This window comes from Mesorhizobium sanjuanii, assembly GCF_002529485.1.
Classification (GTDB): domain Bacteria; phylum Pseudomonadota; class Alphaproteobacteria; order Rhizobiales; family Rhizobiaceae; genus Mesorhizobium; species Mesorhizobium sanjuanii.
This window is the reverse complement of the sequence record NZ_NWQG01000159.1, coordinates 1-17,496: the sequence shown is the minus strand read 5'-3', so window position 1 is coordinate 17,496 and position 17,496 is coordinate 1. Positions and strand designations below refer to the sequence as shown.

At 62.4% G+C, this 17,496-nt stretch carries 26 protein-coding genes; 4 read left to right on the top strand and 22 right to left on the bottom strand.

Annotated elements, in window-relative coordinates; all coding sequences use genetic code 11:
• The first annotated feature begins 2 nt into the window (after positions 1 to 2).
• Positions 3 to 1,088 carry a siderophore-interacting protein gene (locus CN311_RS22100; protein ID WP_097575826.1) on the top strand — a complete coding sequence of 362 codons (1,086 nt, stop codon included), beginning with the start codon at positions 3 to 5 and terminating at the stop codon, positions 1,086 to 1,088.
• Here CN311_RS22100 and CN311_RS22095 read toward each other — a convergent pair.
• The 12 genes from CN311_RS22095 to CN311_RS22040 all read right to left on the bottom strand — a co-directional run bounded on the left by CN311_RS22095 (position 1,085) and on the right by CN311_RS22040 (position 12,134).
• Positions 1,085 to 1,507 carry an aconitase X swivel domain-containing protein gene (locus CN311_RS22095; protein ID WP_097575825.1) on the bottom strand — a complete coding sequence of 141 codons (423 nt, stop codon included), beginning with the start codon at positions 1,505 to 1,507 and terminating at the stop codon, positions 1,085 to 1,087. The genes CN311_RS22100 and CN311_RS22095 overlap by 4 nt on opposite strands.
• Complete coding sequence (locus CN311_RS22090) at positions 1,504 to 2,754, bottom strand: aconitase X (protein ID WP_097575824.1); 1,251 nt, start codon at positions 2,752 to 2,754, stop codon at positions 1,504 to 1,506. The genes CN311_RS22095 and CN311_RS22090 overlap by 4 nt, the downstream gene beginning before the upstream one ends.
• A gap of 77 nt (positions 2,755 to 2,831) precedes the next feature.
• Positions 2,832 to 3,899 carry an ABC transporter ATP-binding protein gene (locus tag CN311_RS22085; RefSeq protein ID WP_097575823.1) on the bottom strand — a complete coding sequence of 356 codons (1,068 nt, stop codon included), beginning with the start codon at positions 3,897 to 3,899 and terminating at the stop codon, positions 2,832 to 2,834.
• Complete coding sequence (locus tag CN311_RS22080) at positions 3,899 to 4,687, bottom strand: ABC transporter permease (protein ID WP_097575822.1); 789 nt, start codon at positions 4,685 to 4,687, stop codon at positions 3,899 to 3,901. The genes CN311_RS22085 and CN311_RS22080 overlap by 1 nt, the downstream gene beginning before the upstream one ends.
• Positions 4,687 to 5,556 (bottom strand): ABC transporter permease, encoded by an 870-nt coding sequence (locus CN311_RS22075; RefSeq protein ID WP_165779799.1) that lies wholly within the window; start codon positions 5,554 to 5,556, stop codon positions 4,687 to 4,689. The genes CN311_RS22080 and CN311_RS22075 overlap by 1 nt, the downstream gene beginning before the upstream one ends.
• A 65-nt stretch (positions 5,557 to 5,621) precedes the next feature.
• Positions 5,622 to 6,683: an ABC transporter substrate-binding protein gene (locus CN311_RS22070; protein ID WP_097575821.1), complete on the bottom strand. Its 1,062-nt coding sequence runs from the start codon at positions 6,681 to 6,683 to the stop codon at positions 5,622 to 5,624.
• A 55-nt stretch (positions 6,684 to 6,738) separates the two neighbouring features.
• Positions 6,739 to 7,716 carry a PfkB family carbohydrate kinase gene (locus CN311_RS22065; protein WP_097575820.1) on the bottom strand — a complete coding sequence of 326 codons (978 nt, stop codon included), beginning with the start codon at positions 7,714 to 7,716 and terminating at the stop codon, positions 6,739 to 6,741.
• Positions 7,713 to 8,771 carry an ADP-ribosylglycohydrolase family protein gene (locus tag CN311_RS22060; protein ID WP_097575819.1) on the bottom strand — a complete coding sequence of 353 codons (1,059 nt, stop codon included), beginning with the start codon at positions 8,769 to 8,771 and terminating at the stop codon, positions 7,713 to 7,715. Before CN311_RS22060 ends, CN311_RS22065 begins: the two co-directional genes overlap by 4 nt.
• 1 nt (position 8,772) lies before the next feature.
• A complete protein-coding gene (locus CN311_RS22055) occupies positions 8,773 to 9,498 on the bottom strand; it encodes a GntR family transcriptional regulator (RefSeq protein WP_097575818.1) in 726 nt (241 codons plus the stop codon).
• A gap of 216 nt (positions 9,499 to 9,714) precedes the next feature.
• Positions 9,715 to 10,323 (bottom strand): hypothetical protein, encoded by a 609-nt coding sequence (locus CN311_RS22050; protein WP_097575817.1) that lies wholly within the window; start codon positions 10,321 to 10,323, stop codon positions 9,715 to 9,717.
• Positions 10,324 to 10,581: 258 nt separating this feature from the next.
• Positions 10,582 to 10,794: a hypothetical protein gene (locus tag CN311_RS22045; RefSeq protein WP_097575816.1), complete on the bottom strand. Its 213-nt coding sequence runs from the start codon at positions 10,792 to 10,794 to the stop codon at positions 10,582 to 10,584.
• Positions 10,791 to 12,134, bottom strand: coding sequence for a PAS domain S-box protein (locus CN311_RS22040; protein ID WP_097575815.1), 1,344 nt, complete (start codon positions 12,132 to 12,134; stop codon positions 10,791 to 10,793). Before CN311_RS22040 ends, CN311_RS22045 begins: the two co-directional genes overlap by 4 nt.
• A gap of 146 nt (positions 12,135 to 12,280) precedes the next feature.
• Between CN311_RS22040 and CN311_RS22035 the strand changes: the two genes are divergently transcribed.
• On the top strand, positions 12,281 to 12,730 hold the full coding sequence (locus CN311_RS22035) for a hypothetical protein (protein ID WP_342586705.1): 450 nt from the start codon (positions 12,281 to 12,283) through the stop codon (positions 12,728 to 12,730).
• A gap of 140 nt (positions 12,731 to 12,870) precedes the next feature.
• Here the strand turns inward: CN311_RS22035 and CN311_RS22030 are convergent, their stop codons facing one another.
• From CN311_RS22030 to CN311_RS22020, 3 genes are all read right to left on the bottom strand, one after another.
• The gene (locus CN311_RS22030; protein WP_097575849.1) at positions 12,871 to 13,074 is read right to left on the bottom strand and encodes a DUF2934 domain-containing protein; all 204 of its coding nucleotides are present in this window, start codon (positions 13,072 to 13,074) and stop codon (positions 12,871 to 12,873) included.
• A 79-nt stretch (positions 13,075 to 13,153) separates the two neighbouring features.
• Positions 13,154 to 13,360, bottom strand: a complete 207-nt coding sequence (locus CN311_RS22025; RefSeq protein WP_097575813.1) for a hypothetical protein — start codon at positions 13,358 to 13,360, stop codon at positions 13,154 to 13,156.
• Positions 13,361 to 13,458: 98 nt separating this feature from the next.
• On the bottom strand, positions 13,459 to 13,758 hold the full coding sequence (locus tag CN311_RS22020; protein ID WP_097575812.1) for a DUF1236 domain-containing protein: 300 nt from the start codon (positions 13,756 to 13,758) through the stop codon (positions 13,459 to 13,461).
• 248 nt (positions 13,759 to 14,006) lie between these two features.
• On the opposite strand from CN311_RS22020, the gene CN311_RS22015 reads away from it, so the two are divergent.
• Positions 14,007 to 14,327, top strand: coding sequence for a DUF982 domain-containing protein (locus CN311_RS22015; RefSeq protein WP_097575811.1), 321 nt, complete (start codon positions 14,007 to 14,009; stop codon positions 14,325 to 14,327).
• A 27-nt stretch (positions 14,328 to 14,354) separates the two neighbouring features.
• Here the strand turns inward: CN311_RS22015 and CN311_RS22010 are convergent, their stop codons facing one another.
• Positions 14,355 to 14,678, bottom strand: coding sequence for a hypothetical protein (locus CN311_RS22010; RefSeq protein ID WP_097575810.1), 324 nt, complete (start codon positions 14,676 to 14,678; stop codon positions 14,355 to 14,357).
• 151 nt (positions 14,679 to 14,829) lie between these two features.
• Here CN311_RS22010 and CN311_RS22005 point away from each other — a divergent pair, with 151 nt between their 5' ends.
• Positions 14,830 to 15,234: a hypothetical protein gene (locus CN311_RS22005; RefSeq protein ID WP_133117235.1), complete on the top strand. Its 405-nt coding sequence runs from the start codon at positions 14,830 to 14,832 to the stop codon at positions 15,232 to 15,234.
• A gap of 278 nt (positions 15,235 to 15,512) precedes the next feature.
• Here the strand turns inward: CN311_RS22005 and CN311_RS21995 are convergent, their stop codons facing one another.
• From CN311_RS21995 to CN311_RS32675, 6 genes are all read right to left on the bottom strand, one after another.
• Positions 15,513 to 15,809 (bottom strand): hypothetical protein, encoded by a 297-nt coding sequence (locus CN311_RS21995; protein ID WP_097575807.1) that lies wholly within the window; start codon positions 15,807 to 15,809, stop codon positions 15,513 to 15,515.
• A gap of 183 nt (positions 15,810 to 15,992) precedes the next feature.
• Positions 15,993 to 16,097: a hypothetical protein gene (locus CN311_RS21990; RefSeq protein ID WP_097575806.1), complete on the bottom strand. Its 105-nt coding sequence runs from the start codon at positions 16,095 to 16,097 to the stop codon at positions 15,993 to 15,995.
• Positions 16,098 to 16,341: 244 nt separating this feature from the next.
• Positions 16,342 to 16,680 (bottom strand): hypothetical protein, encoded by a 339-nt coding sequence (locus CN311_RS21985; protein ID WP_165779798.1) that lies wholly within the window; start codon positions 16,678 to 16,680, stop codon positions 16,342 to 16,344.
• Complete coding sequence (locus CN311_RS21980) at positions 16,659 to 16,877, bottom strand: hypothetical protein (RefSeq protein ID WP_097575805.1); 219 nt, start codon at positions 16,875 to 16,877, stop codon at positions 16,659 to 16,661. The genes CN311_RS21985 and CN311_RS21980 overlap by 22 nt, the downstream gene beginning before the upstream one ends.
• Positions 16,862 to 17,131, bottom strand: coding sequence for a hypothetical protein (locus CN311_RS21975; RefSeq protein WP_097575804.1), 270 nt, complete (start codon positions 17,129 to 17,131; stop codon positions 16,862 to 16,864). The genes CN311_RS21980 and CN311_RS21975 overlap by 16 nt, the downstream gene beginning before the upstream one ends.
• A 99-nt stretch (positions 17,132 to 17,230) precedes the next feature.
• Positions 17,231 to 17,398 carry a hypothetical protein gene (locus tag CN311_RS32675; protein WP_165779797.1) on the bottom strand — a complete coding sequence of 56 codons (168 nt, stop codon included), beginning with the start codon at positions 17,396 to 17,398 and terminating at the stop codon, positions 17,231 to 17,233.
• Between the last annotated feature and the right edge of the window lie 98 nt (positions 17,399 to 17,496).

Here is a 17,496-nt window from a genome sequence, read left to right as displayed (position 1 = left end):
GCGTGAGCGAAGTATCGGCAAGCGGACTGACCTGCGAAGCGCGCCTGAACCTGCGGCATCTGCCGCATTACATGGATCGTATCAGCGACAGGCTGCTGAGTTTCGAAGCCGATGCTTCGCAAGAGGGACAGCGGATCGATTTCCGCTTTGCCTTCGGCGCCGCTTCCTTCGACATGGAGCGGCTGGTGATGCGGGCCAATGCCGCTGACCGCGATGGCCTTGCCCGCATCAAGGACCTGTTGGCCACCGCGGTCCAGGTCTATGCCAGGGACGAAAACCCCGAGATCGTCTGGACCGGCGATCTTGCTGATGAGACCCGCCTCGCCCAATTTCGCGAGATGATCGTCACCCACGTCGGCGATCTCACACCGCACATGCGCCGCATCCGCTTCGCCGGCGAGGATCTGGGGCGTTTCGCGAAATTCGGCGGCATGCATATACGCATGTTGTTTCCGACCAGGAACGTCCCCGATCCGATCTGGCCCGTGCTCGGCAGCAATGGCCTGCCGGCCTGGCCCTCGGATGACAGGCGCCCGGTGGCGCGCGTCTACACCATTCGTGCGCTCGACGTGGAAAAGGGCTTCATCGATGTCGACTTCCTCGTCCATCCGGGCGAGAGCGTCGGCGCAAGCTTTGCCATGCAGGCCGCACCCGGCATGAAGGTTGGCATCATGGGGCCGGTAGGCCGTCCGGTGCGACCAGCGTCATGGTATATGCTGGGTGCCGACGAAACCGGCCTGCCGGCGCTGGCGCGGCTATTGGAGACGCTGCCCGCCGAGACCAAGGGCGTGGCCTTCGTCGAGATCGCCGACGAGGCCGAAAAGCAACCCATCGACAATGCCACCAGCATCGAGCTGCACTGGCTTTCGAGAAACGGCGTGCCGGCGGGCGAAGACCAGCGGCTCGCCAATGCCGTCCGGTCTGTGGCATGGCCCCACATCGGTTCGGCCTTCGGCTGGTTCGCCGCCGAAGCCGCTGCCGCGAAAATCGTTCGCGAACACTGGCGCGGCACACTAGGGCTCGGCCGCGACGAGACACTGGCGGCCGCCTATTGGCGGCGTGGCGCGGCCGGGCTGATGGCGGGTTAGATCCTGATGATCGCCCGGGTATCCTCGCCGAGGCCGATCGCGATCCTGTGGCCCGAGACAATGCCGGATATGTCGCAGACGACCAGCGGCACACTCATACCATAGAGGAATTCTGCGACGATCGCGCCGACGGCAAGAATCGGATCCGGCCGCTCCATGAGGATGCCGGCCGGCGCGGTGCCCCTGCGGATCGCCTCGGCCAGAACCGAGGACGAGGAGGACGAGCCCCGCCCGCTCGGCATCACCAGGATCTTGCCGGCGACGTTTTCGCCAAGGCCAGGATGCGAATGGTCGATGATGTCGCCCGTTTCGGCGTCGATGCCGCCCCAGAAGCTGAGTGGTTGCGAAAGCACCAGCGCCGAGCCCTGCGCCGAGCCGGCCAGCTGGAAAATGCCGGTGCGTCCGACAGGCCTCGTCATGACACGCTCCGCAAGACATGACCCACCGCCGCCGAACGGATGCAATCCCTGATATCGGCGAAGGCAACGGACACGCCGATATTGCCGGGCGCGTAATGCGCCCATTTGCCGGAATTGGTCATCACCACGCCGTCGAGACGCTCAAGGATGGCGGTGACATAGGTGCAGGTGTCGGCAACCGGAATCAGGCCGAACGCCTCCATGCCGGCCAGTGCGCCCTCGTCCTGCAATCGTGTCAGCGTGGCACGTCCGGTGTTGACATAGATCGGGATGCCCCTGCTCGGCGCAAGCTCGCGCAGCAGCGGCAACAGCCGCATCCATTCCTCATGCGAGAAATGCGGCGTGCCGAGCGACACCGCCGCCAGCGGCGCGCCGTCGGGCACGCTCGACAGTTTTGCCAGCGCGTGGTCAATGTCGGCGCGCGTGATGCGGATCGTCTCGTCCGGAGCCATGCCATGAAACGCCTCGTCGAGCGTATTCGCTTCCGGCGTGATACCGACCGCATGGAAGAGCCCCACAGCACCCGTCGTCGCAGCGGCAGCGCCTAGCGCTTTCAACTGATCCTCATCGCGCGGTTTTGGCAGGCCCGAGATCACCGGGATGCGATCGCCAGTCGCTTGCCCGATGATCAGTCCGACGCCGACGAACAGGGCGTCGCTCGGTTCCTGGTCGGCATCGGTCAGCTCGAACAGGACCCGGCCGCGCCGGTTTTCGCTCAGGTGCAGGCCCCAGGCCGGCGCCCGCCCGGTCATGGCGCAGCACAGGTCGATGAAATCGCCATAGCGGTTGGTCCGCGCGCCGATCACCGAATTGGCGAACACGATGGCGTTGGATTCACCCCAGGCGATCTGCTCGCCGAAGCCCGGTCGGAACCGCGTCTGGTAGGGCGCGCAGGTGAAGGTCGCCTGGCAGCCGAGTTCCAGATGCGCCTTCATCAGCCGCCGCGCCGGCGCCTCTTGCGCAGCCGGCATCTTCACCATGCCGGGATGGATGAGATCGAACGAGCCGACGTTCAGCGTCGTCGGCACAAGGACGCGACCGTTGCCCTCGACCAGCCTCTCGACGAAATCGAGACCGGCCTTGCCATGATACAGGCAACCGTCGATATGGGCGCCAGAAATATCGAGCAGCTTCGGCGCGCCTACTGCGTTCGAGAACGCGACCAGGATCTTCATGGCGGCAGCAGCTACGGGGCCGTGCTCGCCCTGCAGCATCGATTGGTCGTCCGCGCTCAGTTCAAGCATCATCGGCTGTTTCGCTTTTCGCAGCACCCCGACAATGCTCTCCCCGATTGCGGGCCGGCTGGCAAGTCCGCCGGCCTGATCTAGCTCGCGGCGATCAGCACCGTGCTCTCCGGCGACCAGCTGAGCATCACATCCTGCCCCTCCACCAGCCGTTCGATGCCGGTATTCTGCACTATAACCTTTATTGTCTGGCTATCACGCTCGACGAAATAGGTGCTGTTGTTGCCAGCGAAGATGCGCTTGGAGACTTGGCCCTTGAGCAGATTGGCATAAGTCTGATCTGGCACCCCGGCATCGATGGCGATGCGAATGCGTTCGGGCCGCACAGCGCAGCTCGCCTTGGTCCCTGCCGCTAGCGACACGCCAGCTCCGGCGGCGATCGTCGTGCCGTCGGGCAGTCGGATGCCGGTGCCCGTGGTGTCGCCGCGCAATATGTTGGCATCGCCGAGGAAGGTGGCGGCGAACTCGCTCTTCGGGCTGTCGTAGATCTCCTCCGGCGGCCCCTCCTGCACCAGCCGACCGTCGCGCAAGATGCCGATGCGGTCACTCATCGTCAGCGCCTCTTCCTGGTCGTGGGTGACGAAGATGGTGGTGATGCCGATCTCGCGCTGGATGCGTTTCAACTCGATCTGCATGTCGACGCGCAGCGCCTTGTCGAGCGCACCCAATGGCTCGTCGAGCAAAAGCACGCGCGGCTTGGTGACGATGGCGCGCGCCAGCGCGACGCGTTGGCGCTGACCGCCGGAGAGCTGGTGCGGTCGCCGGCTGCCGAGCTTGCCGAGCTGCACGAGGTCGAGCGCGCGCTGCACCTCGTCGGCAATCACCGCCTTGGCCTCTCCGCGCACCGACAGCCCGAAGGCAACATTGTCGGCGACGCTCATGTTGGGAAACAGCGCATAGTTCTGGAACACGATGCCGATCCGCCGCTTCTCAACCGGCACCCGCTCGACACTTTCGCCGCCAATCGCAATGCGGCCAGAGTCGGGGAAATCGAAGCCGGCGATCTGTCGCAGAAGCGTGGTCTTGCCGCTGCCCGACGGCCCAAGCAGCGCATAGAAACCACCATCGGCGAAATCGATCGAGACATCGTCAAGCGCCTTGTGCGCGCCGAAACTGCGCGACAAATTCGATACCTGCACGCCGGCCATTATTTCCCCCCGCCGAATTTGAAGAAGCGTGCCGCGAACAGCATCAGCGCCATCGATACGACGATGATGATGGTCGAGACCGCGTTGATCTCAGGCGTAAAACCCTTGCGGATCGCCGCGTAGATTTCGACGGGCAGCGTCGTCTGGCCAGGCGTCGACAGGAAGTAGGAAACCACGAACTGGTCGAACGACACGGCAAAGGCAAACAGCCCGCCGGCAATGACGCCCGGCATGATCCAGGGCAACGTCACGCGCCGCGTCACTTGCCACTGATTGGCGCCGAGCGAGCGCGCCGCTTCTTCCAGTTCCGGTGCGAAGGTCTGCAGCCGGGCCGAGACGACGACGATGACATAAGGCAGCGCCAGGGCGACATGGCCAAGCAGGATGGCCAAGAGGCCGCGCCCAATGCCGACGCCGAAGAAGAAGATCAGCATCGCCGTGCCGGTGATTAGCCACGGAATGGCGATCGGCGGAAACAGCAGCGCCTGCAAGATTTTCTTGCCGCGGAAATCGTAGCGGAAAAGCGCCAGCGACGCCGCCGAGCCGAGCACCACGCTGATGATTGTGGTGATGATCGCGATTTCGAGGCTGTTTCGCGTGGCCGAGATCAACTGTTCGTTCTGCCACAGCGCGGCGTACCACTCGGTCGTCCATTCGAACGGCAATTGGTAGAAGGGCGAAACGTTGAACGACATCAGCGCCATGATGATGATGGGCAGATAGAGAAAGGCGAGCAGCAGCCAGATGTAGAGCCGGCCGAGCCATTCGAGGATACGCGTCGTCGCCATCACGCAGCCTTCCGCAACACCGGTGCGGCCAACGCCAGGATGACCAACACGACGGCCAGCAGAATGAAGGAGAGAGCAGCACCCAGCGGCCAGTTGAAGACGGCAACGAACTGGTCTTCGATGACCGTGCCGTAGAAGGTGCCGGTGCGGCCGCCGAGAATGCGCGGTTCCATGAAGGAGCCGACAACCGGTACAAAGATAAGTGCCGCGCCCGCAACCAGCCCCGGCATGGAGAGCGGGATGATCACCCGTTTCAGCATTTGCAGCCGCGAGGCGCCGAGCGAGCGCCCGGCCTCGATCAGTGAATCGTCTATGGCCTGCAGCGTGAGATAACAGGTCAGCACCATATAGGGCACGTAAGAGTGCACCAGGCCGATGATGACAGCCGGATAGGAATACATCAGATCGATGTTGATCTTGAACGGCAGCACCGCGTTGAGCGCGGTGTCGAGGATGCCGCCTTCGCGCAGCACCATCGCCCAGGAGAATATGCGCACCAGCCCGTTCGACCAGAACGGCAGGATGACGAGCAGGAAGATCGCCTCGCGGCTGCGCCCCTTTAGCACCTTGGCCAGCACATAGGCCGCGGGGTAGCCGATGACGATGCACCATAGCGTCACCTCGAGACCAAGGCGCAGCGAGGCCCAAAGCAGCGTCGGATAGAGGCTTTGCGAAAAGAAGGCCGCATAATTGCCAAGCGTGAACGCCCACGGCTTTCCCGACAGAGGCAGATCGGTCATGAAGGAGAAGAAGACCATGGCCGACAAAGGCAGGAAGATCGCCACCGTCAGCCAGAGATAGGCGGGAAGAAGCAGCGGCAAGGCCGACCTCAGCCCGCTGCGCGAAGCGGTCGCACCCTGTATCGCCATGATACCTCCTCCCCAGGATCGGAAGAACCAGCCGGCGAGGACCGCCGGCTGGTCGGGACATCAATCTATTTCACGTCGACCTTGAGCTGCTGCCACAGCGCCAGATAGGCCTCGCGCTGGGTGTCGGTGATCGGCGCCTGGAACTGGATGCGCTTGGCGACATCAGGATCGCCCATCACCTTGCGGTTGAAGGCGTCCTCGGGAAGGGCTTCCACTGCCTTGGTGTTGGCCGACACTGGCGCGCCGACCTTGGTCACCCATTCGACATAGAATTTTGGATCGATCATGTAGTTGATGAAGGCTTCGGCCCCAGTGACATTCTTGGAGCCGACCGGAATGGAAAAGGCATCGAGCCAGGCGACCGCGCCTTCCTGCGGGATCACCAGCGAGACCGGCAGCTTGAAATGCGTCTTGGCGCGGTCGGCCGAACCGCTCCAATAGGTGCCGATGTCGATCTGGTTGGAGGCGACCATCTGGTTCCAGTCGTTCTCCGAACTCCAGAATGTCTTGATCTGCGGCATCAGCGAGGTCAGCTTCGCCTTGACCGCTTCCATATCCTTGATGTCGTTGATGTTCTGGCCAGTGGCGATGGCGCCGAACTGGACCGCCTCGACGGCGTCATCACGAATGACCACCCGGCCCTTATGGGCCTCATTCCACATTTCGGTGATGCTGGTCGGCGGCGTGTCGAAGGATTTCTCGTTGATCGCAAGCGCCGTCAGCCCCCACACCCATGGCACGCCATAGACCTTGCCGTCACGGACGAGCATCGGCGAGCCTGCCTTGTCCGGGCTGATATCGGCGTAGTTCGGCAGCTTCGACACATCGATCGGCTGGATCAGCTTTTCCGCCATCGCCTGGTCGTTGAAGGCGGCGTTGATCATGACGACGTCGTAGAGGCCGGGATTGGTCCGCAGCTTGGTCAGCATTTCCTGTTCGGAATTGAAGAAGTCGTTGACGACCTTGTTGCCGGTCGCCTTTTCAAAGGCGGCAATCGCCCACGGCTCGTCGGCGCCGTAGCCCTTCCAGTTGAGCACATGCACGTCGGCGGCAGTGGCGGCCAGTGTAAGTACGGAGGTGAAGACGGCAGTCGCCGTCAGCAATGCAGTCAGTTTGGGCATGCGCATGTTCGTTCCTCTCTTTTGCTTGCCCGGTTCCCGGGCTTGTCAGGTTTTCAGGCAGTCAGGCATGAGCCTTCCGGTTCCGGCCGTCCGCTCCGTTCGACGGACCGGCGATGTGGCTCAGGAATGTCTTGATTTCCTCATCCGTCGGCGCCGAGGACCCGCCATGACGAGTGACCGACAGCGCCGCCGCAGCATTGGCGTAGCGTGCCGCTTCGAAAGCCCGCAGACCGCGCGACAGTGCACTGACAAAAGCGCCAATATGGGTGTCGCCGGCGCCATTGGTGTCGACGGCCGTGACCTCGAAGCCAGGAATTGTCTGTGTGTCGCCGTCGGCGAGCCGCACGAAACAGCCCTTTGCGCCGGCGCGAGCGATGACGCCTTCAGCCTTCGGGCAATGGCTGGAAAGCAGCCGGGCGGCGATTGCCTCGACATCGCCTGGGCCGGCGATCTCGACCGCCTCCGCCATATTGCAGCTCAGCCAGGTCGTGCGCGCAAGCACCCGATCAAGAATGGCACGCGGAATGTCCGCAATCACCGGCGTCGGGTCAAAGACGAAGGGAATATTCGCCGGCAGCGCCTCTATCCAGTCGGCCAGCGCATCGCGGCTGCCGGGATAGCTCAGCGTATAGCCGGAGGCGAATACCCAGTCGTCCGGCGCAACCCGGACCGGCGCCATCATATCGAAGCTGAGCACGCTCTCGGCGCCGGGCCACGAGACGAAAGTGCGCTCGGCATCGCAGCTGATCATGGCGACGCAATTGCCGCTGTCCATCGTGGGTGACGCCGGCGTCAATGTCGTGATGCCTTCGGCAGCCAAGCCAGCGCGCAGGAAATCACCATTGGGTCCGGTACCAAGCTGGCCGCCGAAGACGACCTTCATGCCGGTGCGGCTGGCCGCGACCATCATGTTGAAGCCGCCACCGGCGACCTGGGCAAAGCTCGATGCGGTCTTTTCGGTGCCGGGCGTCGGCAAGGCGTCGATGCGGTAGACATAGTCGACCACCGCGCTGCCGATATGGACCAGACGCCCGCTCATGTCAGGCCGAGCTCTGCTCGTGCCGCGGCATCCTTGCCGGAACCGGCTTTGCTGATCCGCGCCGAGACAAGATCGGCAGCCAGCGAGCGCACTTGCGTCAAATCGATACCGACCAACCTGGCGATGCGCTGTTGCGGCAGCCGGGAAAAGCCCGTGCAGGCGCCGGCCATGCCGGCGGCGATAGCACCGATCGTGTCGGTGTCGCCGCCGAGATTGGCACTGATGATGGCGGCCTGCCATGGATCGCCGCCGGCGATTTCCAGCACCGCGAAAGCCGCCGGAACCGATTCCTGGCTGGCCACGCCGGTGCCGACCAGATCGACGATCAGCCGGATGCCGTCAGGAACAGCCTTGCCGCGAACGAGCCCCCTCGCCCAGTCGATGCGCCCGGCGATGTCGCCGCCGGTGACCCAGTGACCGAGTGCCGCGCCGCGCCTGGCTGCCGCGACCGCGCGGTCCGATGCCGCTTGCCAGTCGCCGCCGGCAACGCCGCAACTGACGGCCGCGGCGACTGCCGCGGCCGAGGCGATCGCAATCGAAGTGTTGTGCGTTGCGCGACAGGTTTCTGCTACCTTGGCGACCAGCGCGTCGAGCGGCTCCAGCGGCATCATGATACCGACCGGCGCGATGCGCATCGCTGCGCCATTGGTATCGCCGCCGCTTCCCGCTTCTTCGGCCGGCACGCCATTGTTGATGGCGTCGATGGCGCGCTTGGTCGATGGGCCGAGCAGATCGTAGCTGCCGCGCGCCTTGACGTCGCACTCCCAGTCTAACAGCGCGTTGACCCAGCGCGTGTGGTCGAAGCGATCACCTGAAGCGACCAAGATGCGGCCGAGCAGAAGCGCCTGTTCGGTGTCGTCAGTGATGGTGCCGGCCGCCAGCCCTTTCGACACCGGATGATCGACGACGGGTGCGACGAAATCCTCGACATGGCCGTAGAGCTCGGCGATGCGCGCCGGCGACAAGAGCTGTGTCGGCATGCCGAGCGCATCACCCAGCGCGCCGCCGATGAGCGCGCCCATAGCCCGGTCGATCGTCTCGGTCCGATCCATCATCTCAGAACTCCAGATGAAGGGCGAAATGCGCCGGGTTGAGCAGGCTGGTAACGAACTCGATGGCGCGCCCGTCGGCGGCACGCGTCAGCCGTCGCGTGCGCAGGAACGGCGTCCCTGGCCCGCAGTCGAGGATCGCCGCGTCCCCGGCGCTCAGCATTTCGATATCGACCCATTCCTCGCCGTGATCGGGAACAAGCCCCGCACCGCGCAGCGTTTGGTGCAGCGAGCCTTCGCGCAACCCGCGCAGCGGCACGTCCTCCAGCTCCGGCGACAGCGGCAGACGGCTGCGCTCGATCGAGATGGCATGGCCGTCATCCGCGTTGCTGCGCACCCGGTCGACGGCGATGAAGAACGGGCTGTCGACGCCGAGCTTCGTTGCCAGTTCGGCGTCCTGCATGACTTCGAGTCTGAGTGTGCGTGTCTCGGCATTGGCGCCGGCGTTGGCAAGTGCCCGCGACCAGCCGACCGCGTCGTCGACGGGCATGCCATCGAAGGTGACGAAGGAGCCAATGCCGACCTTGGTGGTGATCAGCCCGCGGCTCGACAGTTCCTCCAGACCCTTGCGGATGGTGTTGCGGCTGACGGAGAAGCGCTGGACGAGTTCGTTCTCGCTCTGCAGGCGGTCGCCGAAGCCGAGCACGCCGGAGCGGATCTCATGTTCGAGAACAGTCGCGATCTGTTCGGGCTTGCCCGTTCCAGGAGATGACAGAACCGCGCGGCGTGCCATGGAATACCTGTTCAGTGCACCTGTATAGTCCTGTTCATTACAAGATGGCGATGGTCGCGTCAATGCCGGGAGTGATGCACTTGTCGCTGAAGCAGGAGTGCATCAAAGCACAGAAAGCCCGCCACTGCGTGACGGGCTTTCCGGCGAACCGGAGGCTAGGAGAGTGTGGACGAAGCCTCGCGGCCGGTTCGACACTTCCTTCCGGATGGCGTCTGATCAGCGGCGCGCGATCAGCAGGCACAGTTGGCGAAGGTCACGATCATAAGTGCCTCCGTTGCTGAGCACGTCCACACAGCGCTTCTTCATTCTCACCAGCTGGCTGCTCGACATGTCGGCAACCACCGATGGCAGGCTCGGATTGCTCGGATTGGATGGGTTGCTCGGGTTGCTGGGGTTGCTTGGATTGGACGGGTTGCTCGGATTGGTCCCGATGCCGACGCCAAGACCGACATTGATGCCGCTGCCGACGCCGACACCGGCACCGGCGGCGACGCCGCTTCCGACCCTTGCTCCGGCGCCAGCGGTGATCCCGCTGCTGCCTCCGACGGACGCGCCGGCACCGGCGTTTATGCCGCCGCTACCGCCCACCGATGCGCCGAGGCCGGCATTGACACCGCTCGAGCCACCTACCGACGCGCCGGCACCGGCTTTGATCCCGCCGCCACCACCAACGGACGCACCCACGCCAGCATTGATGCCGCCGCTGCCGCCCACAGATGCACCGACGCCAACGCCGATACCACCAGCGTTCGCCGGCAGCGAAAGTATGAAGATGACTGCGCTGCCCGCCAACACACCGGTGATTGTTTTGAGTTTGAACGTCATAACACTCTCCATGTCGTAGTTGCCTAAAGCAACCGCACGTATCGCCGGTTGCATTTCTTACTACGTGCGGGAAAGGTTTACAGTTTCTTCGGCAGAAAGATTAATTAAGTCAATAGTATACAACGATAAAATCCGAGTAGGAGGATTATATTAAAATTTTCTAATAATACTCTATGTAGAAAGCTACATCTCGGAAAACGCCTTGAGAATATCCGAGGAAACAGCCTGCACCGAACAAGCTGCATGGAACCTTGATATTCAGGCGTCGTCACAAGGGGCAGCCTCCTCGCGCAGAATGCGATGGAACTGGGGAGCGATGATCAAGGTGTGGGTGGTGAAATTGTAGAACGAGAAGCCGGACAACAGGAAAAAGGATTGCCCATCCAATAACCGGCGCAGATTGGGTGCCGCACCCGTCGATAGGCTCAAGTCGCGAGCCGGGAATCGTGCCAGCCGGATTTCATCCTTCAACCGGTGGCAATGTCGGAAAGAGACATTTCGACAGACCGCAATGGCGCTTCGAGCGTCCAGATGACGCCCTGCTTGTCGAACTCCAGCCGTCCGTTGCCACTGAGTGCCTGGGGTGCGACCCGCTTGAGAACGACGGTTCCGAAACCACGTCGCGCGATCGCATCCACGACCGGCCCGTCCAGTTCGCGCCAGATCAGGCGAAAAGTGCCGGCGCCGTCGGCGGCAATGGTCACATCCCACTCGATTTCGACCTGGCCGCCGTGATGGGACAGCGCTCCGTACTTGGTCGAATTGGTGGCCAGTTCGTGGAAGGCAATGCCCAGATATTGCACGGCATTGGGCTGGAGCATGACCGCCGGCCCAGTCATCGACACGCGAGATTGCACTGCGAACGCCTTGAGCTGCGCCCGGACGAGTTCGCCGACCGTCGCGCCGCGCCATTCGGCGTTGACCAGAAGGTCGTGGGATTCCGAAAGTGCCGTGATGCGTTCTCGCACCTGCCCCAGGAATGCCTCCGGGGTGCTCGTCAACTTGCTGGTCTCGCGGATCATCGAAATGATGACGGAGTACTGATTCTTGACGCGATGATTGACTTCGCGCATGAGCAAGCGGATGCGCCGCTCGCTCTCCTTGGAAGAACTGATGTCGCGCGCGATCTTGGAAGCGCCGATGATCCGCCCGATGCCGTCGCGGATCGGCGAGACGGTGAGCGACACCGGAATGAGCGCGCCGTCCTTGCGCAGGCGGATCGTTTCGTAGCTCGGCACGCGCTCGCCGGCACGGATGCGACTGATGATCGAGACTTCCTCGTCGAGATGGCCGGGCGGAATGAGAATGGTCACCGGCTTGCCGATCGCCTCGGCCGGGGTGTAGCCGAACAGGTGCTCTGCCGCATCGTTCCAACTGGTGATGATGCCATTGATATCTTTCGAAACGATGGCATCCATCGATGAGTCGACAATGGCGGCAAGCCGCATGCGGGTTTCGTCGGCCAGTGTCTGGGTACGCAGATCGAGTAGCGTGTTGATGGCACCGACCACTGCGCCCGCTTCGTCGCGAAGCAAAACCGGGTGCGCACTGAATGGGATGAGCTGGCCATCCGGCCGTTCGGCGATCGCCTGGCCCCAGCGAACATCCCGCTCTTCAAGCAAAGCGATGGCCATAGGGCATTCGTCATGCGCCATTGCGCTTCCGTCAAGATGGCGAAGCTTCCATGAACCGCACCATCGATCCTCGCCGATGACGGGACGATGCCCCCACAGATCTGCCGCGGCTTCATTGAAGAAAGTGATCAGGCCCTGTTTGTCGGTGGTATAGACGGCGACAGGCAGCGCCTGCATCAAATCAATCGCCGGTACCCCTGGAATCCCGGCCCTCGCTTGTTGGATGACGTTCACGTACTCCCCGCCCCCTCGATTTCTAACGGATTGCTACGACTGCTGAAATGCATGGAAGTGGTTTCAGTTCCCCGCCGGGAGGCCACTCGATGTTTCTTCCGATGCCTTTGTCACAGGCGCAATGGGGGGTTCCTGACCAGAATTTTACGGGAACCTTCGCTACCTCAAGCGGTTTCCACCACAGTCGCACCGCGGCGACAATCGAAAAATGGAGACAAACCATGTTTACGAAAATCCTCGCAGCTTCTGCACTAGCGGTGGGTTTGGCCACCTCGGCCATGGCCCAGAGCGCCGGCGGCAACACTGCTGGGACTGGCAGCGACAAAAGCGTCGTAGTTGACCCGGCAGATCCCAATCCCGCGGCTCCTAATGCTGTTGACTTCGGCATCACCAACAGCATCATCGGCGCGCCCGACGGCTGGAATTCGAATGCCGATCAAAACTGTCCGTTGAACCCGCAAGGCGCGCAGCCCGACGCGTCGAACAGGGTTGGCGGTTCGGTCTCACCGACCGTCAACGACAACCATTGCGGCAAGTAAAACCGGGATGAACTCGGATTCCAGCAATTCAAATTTCTGCCGCGGCACGGGCCGAACTCCGTCCGCGGCAGAGAGGGTCATATTTCCGACAGCGGAACGAAGCGGTGCTGCCTTGTACGGGATGATTTCAACTGGCGTCGCTAGGTAGACGCCTTCTTCGGCTTGCTGCTCTTGGCGGCCGCAGGCTTCTTGGGTGCCGCTTTCGCTTTCGGCTTGCTGTCCTCGCTGTCGATCTCGGCGGCAGCCTGGTCCCAGTGCTGCTGATGCGCGCCATCGGGGCGGCCGGCCTGTTCCCAGATCGCGTGTGCCCGCTTGCGAATGCGTTCCTGCCTCTCGTCCGTCACTGTTGCCTCCATCGGTTCCATTCAAATCCGTGAGCAACAGCTGTTTTAGCTGAAATTTCGATCGGCGTCTTGGGTGGCCTCAGCCTTTGTCCGACAGAACCGCGACACCAAGCAACGCCGCCTTCTTCTTGATCAGCCCCGCCAGATCCGCGTCCGAGCGCTCCGTTCCGGTGCGCTCACGCACGACCTCAATCACCTCCTTCATCGACAAGAGGCCAGTTCCCCGTTCTACAAGCAATTTGTCGACGACCGCGACCACATTGGGCGAATCGACACGCGGCAACATGGAAATAGCTCCTTCATTCCCGAGACAAAACACGTTCCTGCGGCCAGAGACAGCCCGCCGCTCTCTCTTTCAACTTCCGGAGAGAACGGCGGGTTAGGTCAGTCTATGACCTGCACAATTCTGCGGGTGCCGGGGTCGACCAGCACGGTATGATTGTCAACGACCACATATCTATACTGCACGTCGGGGATCTCCTGGAGTTCGACCGTGTCGGGCAAAGCGGAACCGACATTGAGTTCCACGCCCAGCAGGCTAACCGACGCCAGCGGGTGCTTTTGCACATGTTCGCGAATGACGGTCTGCTGTTCGGGTGTGACAATCACCTGATCCGCAGCGGCCACGCCTATGCCGGCCAGCAGAACAAACCCTGCCACGGCAGGGACAAGGTGGATTTTCATCATCTTCTCCTGTTGCTGTTGGCAGGCTCGCCATCAGTGGCTTTAAGAGCATCACTGCCGAGATGGGCGAGCCCTGCGAGCAAACGCCGGGAAATCCCTCTTGTTCCGTAAGTCGAGACTAATTGATCAACGGATTTGCCGGCCGCCACTATCGGCTGTCGCACCGCCACGACCTATCGATAGCATCGGGAACCGTATCGCCCAGATTTGCATTGAAAGCGCGCTGCGATTCTGTCTGGGAGGTTCTTATGGATGACATGAAGTTCGACGCCCCTGTGGCGATTGCCGTCGGTGCCGGCTTCAAACGTGAAATCGCGTCACTCGCTGAAATGCAGAATTTTCTGAAGGAATGGTCCCCAGCCCGGCGCGGTCCCATCTACGAGACGGCCGTCCGGGCTTGTAACGCGGCGCGCGCCGGGCACTTAACCGTCGACCAGGCGCGGCGGGCATTCATCCGCTTCGCCGAGGTGACCGGCATGATGTGGACCGGCGTCAATCCGGTGACAGTGTTGCGTGAAGCCAAGAGCGCAAGGAGCATTCGCCCCAGGACCACGCGACACCCGCATTGAGGCCGGAGATTTAGGCGCGAACGGTGCCTACTGCTTGGGCGGCTGGGCCGGCACCTCGCCGGGCTTGATCACCGGGGTCTTGCCTTCGTCCGGCGGTGGCGCGGCCAGACCTTGATCGCCCGTCGGTGGTGGCTGCAGCACGCCGTCGCAACGATCGAGCGTGTCGGACAGGCTGTTCTTGTTGCTGCCATTGACGGGCGGCTTCTGTTCACCATTCTGTAGATCGGCCTGGCAACGCCCGGACTGGAACGGGGTCTGGTCGTCTGTCTGATCGGGGGTCTGGGCAGCAGCCGGTGTCGCCAGGGGCAAGGCCAGTGCGCCCGCCACAAGCAATCTATGGAGGGGTTTCATGTCCAGCTCCTTTCTTTGCGAGCTACTTGCCAAAGCAAATGGGCGGCGATTGGTTCCGGCGTGCGGCAACGCACCCCAGTCCGGCGCACTCAGGAGGTGCGTTGCTCCTGTTCGACCGAGACGATAGTTTCCAGCGATGATGAGGAATGACATGCGCTTGAAACGACTGCTGCTCATCGCAGCTATATTCTGCGCGCATGATGCGAATGCGAAGCCCGCATGTGAGCACGGTTCGCCCGACGTTCTCGAAATGCTGGAATGGACGACCACGCACGGCGACCAGAGCGCCGGCATCACCTTGAAGGTCTTCAATCCGAACGATCGCGAGATCAACAGGATCGACGCCACGGCATGGTTCAAGGATGCAGCGGGGGCAGTCATCGGCCAGATCAAGATCGATCCGGACCTCCACCTGGAAGCAAGCAAGTTCATCTACGACGTGAGCGATCTGCCGTGGGCCGGTGGCCTGGAGGCGGTCGCCCGCAAAGACATCAGCGGCGTCATTTGCACGCTTTCGGTGCTCTTCGTCGACGGCACGGCGCAGGAATTCAAATAGCCCACACAGGACTAAAACCCGCTCGGCTTACGGGCGGCGGGCGTGGCCCGTTGGGGAATCGTTAATCAGCGATTGCTACTATACCGGACTATGACCAAGAATCTCGGAAATGCGCAAAGGAACATTCCTAGGGAAACGGTGAACCGCTCTCTCGTGAGCCGGGTGGCGCCGGCCATGTTTCCGTTGGCGGTCGTCGTGCTTGGATATCTGGTCGGCCGGCAATTCTTCGGATTCTAACCCATAAGCGTCGATTGAATCTGTTTCGACGGGCCTGTATCTCAATCCGGGAAATCGAAGACCGGCTCCTGGCAGCGATGGACCAGGCACTGTCCGTCACGTGTCTTGACGTAGGCGGCGGTTGGCACTTCCGGCCAATCGCACTCATTGCCGAATTGGCGGACATATCGATCGTAAGTGTTGCGGCCGGTGGTCAGCACGACCGAGCGATGTTTCTGGATCAGCAGCTGCGTCTGCTCGCACGTCATGGTGCGCGTGTCCGGCCGGCCGTAAGCCATGCTTGTGGCGGCAAACAGGATCGCTCCGGCGGCTATCAACACGATTGGGCGAGTTGGCATGGCGGTATCCTCACGAGATTCGTCGTGCTAACCCGCACGGTCGCTCGTGGTTTCGCAAGACTGGCAACGGCGAGGCAACGCGTGATCTTGATCACCAAGCCGAAGAGTGAGATGGACCGAGTGCGAAAAAAGCAAAAAAGCCCGCCACACCTTTCGGCGTGGCGGGCTCTCAAAGAATTGACTTCACTGCGGTGTCGGCACTTCCGGCTCATTTGACACCACCGCGGCAGCAATCGCCGCGAGCCTGCCCTTCTTGATGAGCATCGGCTTTTCGTAGGTTTTCTTCATAGGCCCTCTCCTCGTTACATCGAAAAATTGGCGTGTCGATCCAGTTCTGTCAATAGGCGGCAATTGCCGTGAGATTTACTCGAACGACAGACCCGGGAACGCGTCGCATTTGAACCGACCCATGCGATACGCTTCAAGATTCTTTTTATATGCATATCGTCATCGCAAGACCTCCACACGCCCTCGGATCAAGCCTCGAGGAATGCTCCAGCCGATGCGCTTTAAACTTCCGCCAGGCACGACTTCACTCTTCCCTCCCCGGTTTGAACCGCCGCACCATCACCTCGAACACAATGTCCGATATCCACATCGCCGAGACGCCGATGAGGAACGCCGCGGCCAGCGTCGTGGTGTCGTCGTCGGGGACCGGCAGGCCGGTCGCTCGAAAATAATGCGCCACGGGAAGCGTGAGATAGGCTGCCGCCAGCGCGCCGCAGATCGGCGACGCCACCATCTCGCGGACCTTGTAGCGGTGGCGCGACAAGGCCCGCAAAATGCCGCCGGAAAGGCCGGCGACCACCACCGGCGCCTTGATGCCGAGCGTATCGAGAAACTCCTGTATCATGGCGCCCACCCGCACCATCTGGCGCCCTTTCCGTTATAGGCGTTCATCTCGTCGAGTTCGGACCGCGTCATCGCCGCGACGACGGAAGCTGACGAGCGGCGCGGCTGGTTGTGGTCGCACCAGACCTGGCGCGGATTGCCGACCGAGGCCGGCGTTGTGCATCCGGCGAGCAACAAGCTCCCAGGCAGTATCGCGATCATCAGCGCCTTGCCCATCGCATCGCCTCCCGCCGCGCTGCCTCGTCTGGCAGGTCGCGCGCCGAGCGCTCGACATCGGTCGCTTCGCGGTCCATTTCGAGGCGGTCCTCGGCGGCGACGAGTTTTTCAGCCGCTTGCCTGGCTGCATCCTTTTTCGCCCGGTTGACCCCGCCGGCGACATAGAGCCCGAGGCCGCCGACGAGCGTGGCGAAGATCGCCATGATCGTCCGGTTGCCGGCGAGCGCCGACAGGATTGCGAGGAGCGCGCTCATAGCAACAGCCCAAGGATCAAGCCGGCGACCGCGCCGACGACGAGCGGCGGCCAGGATTGGCGAAGGTAGGCGGTGATGAGTTCGACCCGGCCTTCCATGTCACGCGCCCTGGTTCGGGATGCGATAAACGCCGCCGGCCACAAGGGCGCCGACGATCAGGTCTCGCACCACGCCGCCGAGGCCGGGGATTTCGACCTGAAGCTGCTGAAGGCCGATCAGGACGCCGATGCCCGCGACTGCGACGATGAATTTCGAATAGCAAGCCATGGTTCATTCCCTTCCGAACAGTTTGACAATGAGATTGAGCAGCGCCGTCCAGGGGCTTTGCTTTGCCACAGGCGTGGGCGCGGGCGGCGCGGCGGGCT

Bases quoted from the DNA above. Each gene is read 5' to 3' on its own strand.
- CN311_RS22095 (WP_097575825.1), bottom strand. From the start codon at position 1,507: ATGACGAGGCCTGTCGGACGCACCGGCATTTTCCAGCTGGCCGGCTCG.
- CN311_RS22090 (WP_097575824.1), bottom strand. From the start codon at position 2,754: ATGATGCTTGAACTGAGCGCGGACGACCAATCGATGCTGCAGGGCGAG.
- CN311_RS22085 (WP_097575823.1), bottom strand. From the start codon at position 3,899: ATGGCCGGCGTGCAGGTATCGAATTTGTCGCGCAGTTTCGGCGCGCAC.
- CN311_RS22080 (WP_097575822.1), bottom strand. From the start codon at position 4,687: ATGGCGACGACGCGTATCCTCGAATGGCTCGGCCGGCTCTACATCTGG.
- CN311_RS22075 (WP_165779799.1), bottom strand. From the start codon at position 5,556: ATGGCGATACAGGGTGCGACCGCTTCGCGCAGCGGGCTGAGGTCGGCC.
- CN311_RS22070 (WP_097575821.1), bottom strand. From the start codon at position 6,683: ATGCGCATGCCCAAACTGACTGCATTGCTGACGGCGACTGCCGTCTTC.
- CN311_RS22065 (WP_097575820.1), bottom strand. From the start codon at position 7,716: ATGAGCGGGCGTCTGGTCCATATCGGCAGCGCGGTGGTCGACTATGTC.
- CN311_RS22060 (WP_097575819.1), bottom strand. From the start codon at position 8,771: ATGATGGATCGGACCGAGACGATCGACCGGGCTATGGGCGCGCTCATC.
- CN311_RS22055 (WP_097575818.1), bottom strand. From the start codon at position 9,498: ATGGCACGCCGCGCGGTTCTGTCATCTCCTGGAACGGGCAAGCCCGAA.
- CN311_RS22050 (WP_097575817.1), bottom strand. From the start codon at position 10,323: ATGACGTTCAAACTCAAAACAATCACCGGTGTGTTGGCGGGCAGCGCA.
- CN311_RS22040 (WP_097575815.1), bottom strand. From the start codon at position 12,134: ATGCAGGCGCTGCCTGTCGCCGTCTATACCACCGACAAACAGGGCCTG.
- CN311_RS22035 (WP_342586705.1), top strand. From the start codon at position 12,281: ATGTTTCTTCCGATGCCTTTGTCACAGGCGCAATGGGGGGTTCCTGAC.
- CN311_RS22025 (WP_097575813.1), bottom strand. From the start codon at position 13,360: ATGTTGCCGCGTGTCGATTCGCCCAATGTGGTCGCGGTCGTCGACAAA.
- CN311_RS22020 (WP_097575812.1), bottom strand. From the start codon at position 13,758: ATGAAAATCCACCTTGTCCCTGCCGTGGCAGGGTTTGTTCTGCTGGCC.
- CN311_RS22015 (WP_097575811.1), top strand. From the start codon at position 14,007: ATGGATGACATGAAGTTCGACGCCCCTGTGGCGATTGCCGTCGGTGCC.
- CN311_RS22010 (WP_097575810.1), bottom strand. From the start codon at position 14,678: ATGAAACCCCTCCATAGATTGCTTGTGGCGGGCGCACTGGCCTTGCCC.
- CN311_RS22005 (WP_133117235.1), top strand. From the start codon at position 14,830: ATGCGCTTGAAACGACTGCTGCTCATCGCAGCTATATTCTGCGCGCAT.
- CN311_RS21995 (WP_097575807.1), bottom strand. From the start codon at position 15,809: ATGCCAACTCGCCCAATCGTGTTGATAGCCGCCGGAGCGATCCTGTTT.
- CN311_RS21990 (WP_097575806.1), bottom strand. From the start codon at position 16,097: ATGAAGAAAACCTACGAAAAGCCGATGCTCATCAAGAAGGGCAGGCTC.
- CN311_RS21985 (WP_165779798.1), bottom strand. From the start codon at position 16,680: ATGGTGCGGGTGGGCGCCATGATACAGGAGTTTCTCGATACGCTCGGC.
- CN311_RS21980 (WP_097575805.1), bottom strand. From the start codon at position 16,877: ATGGGCAAGGCGCTGATGATCGCGATACTGCCTGGGAGCTTGTTGCTC.
- CN311_RS21975 (WP_097575804.1), bottom strand. From the start codon at position 17,131: ATGAGCGCGCTCCTCGCAATCCTGTCGGCGCTCGCCGGCAACCGGACG.
- CN311_RS32675 (WP_165779797.1), bottom strand. From the start codon at position 17,398: ATGGCTTGCTATTCGAAATTCATCGTCGCAGTCGCGGGCATCGGCGTC.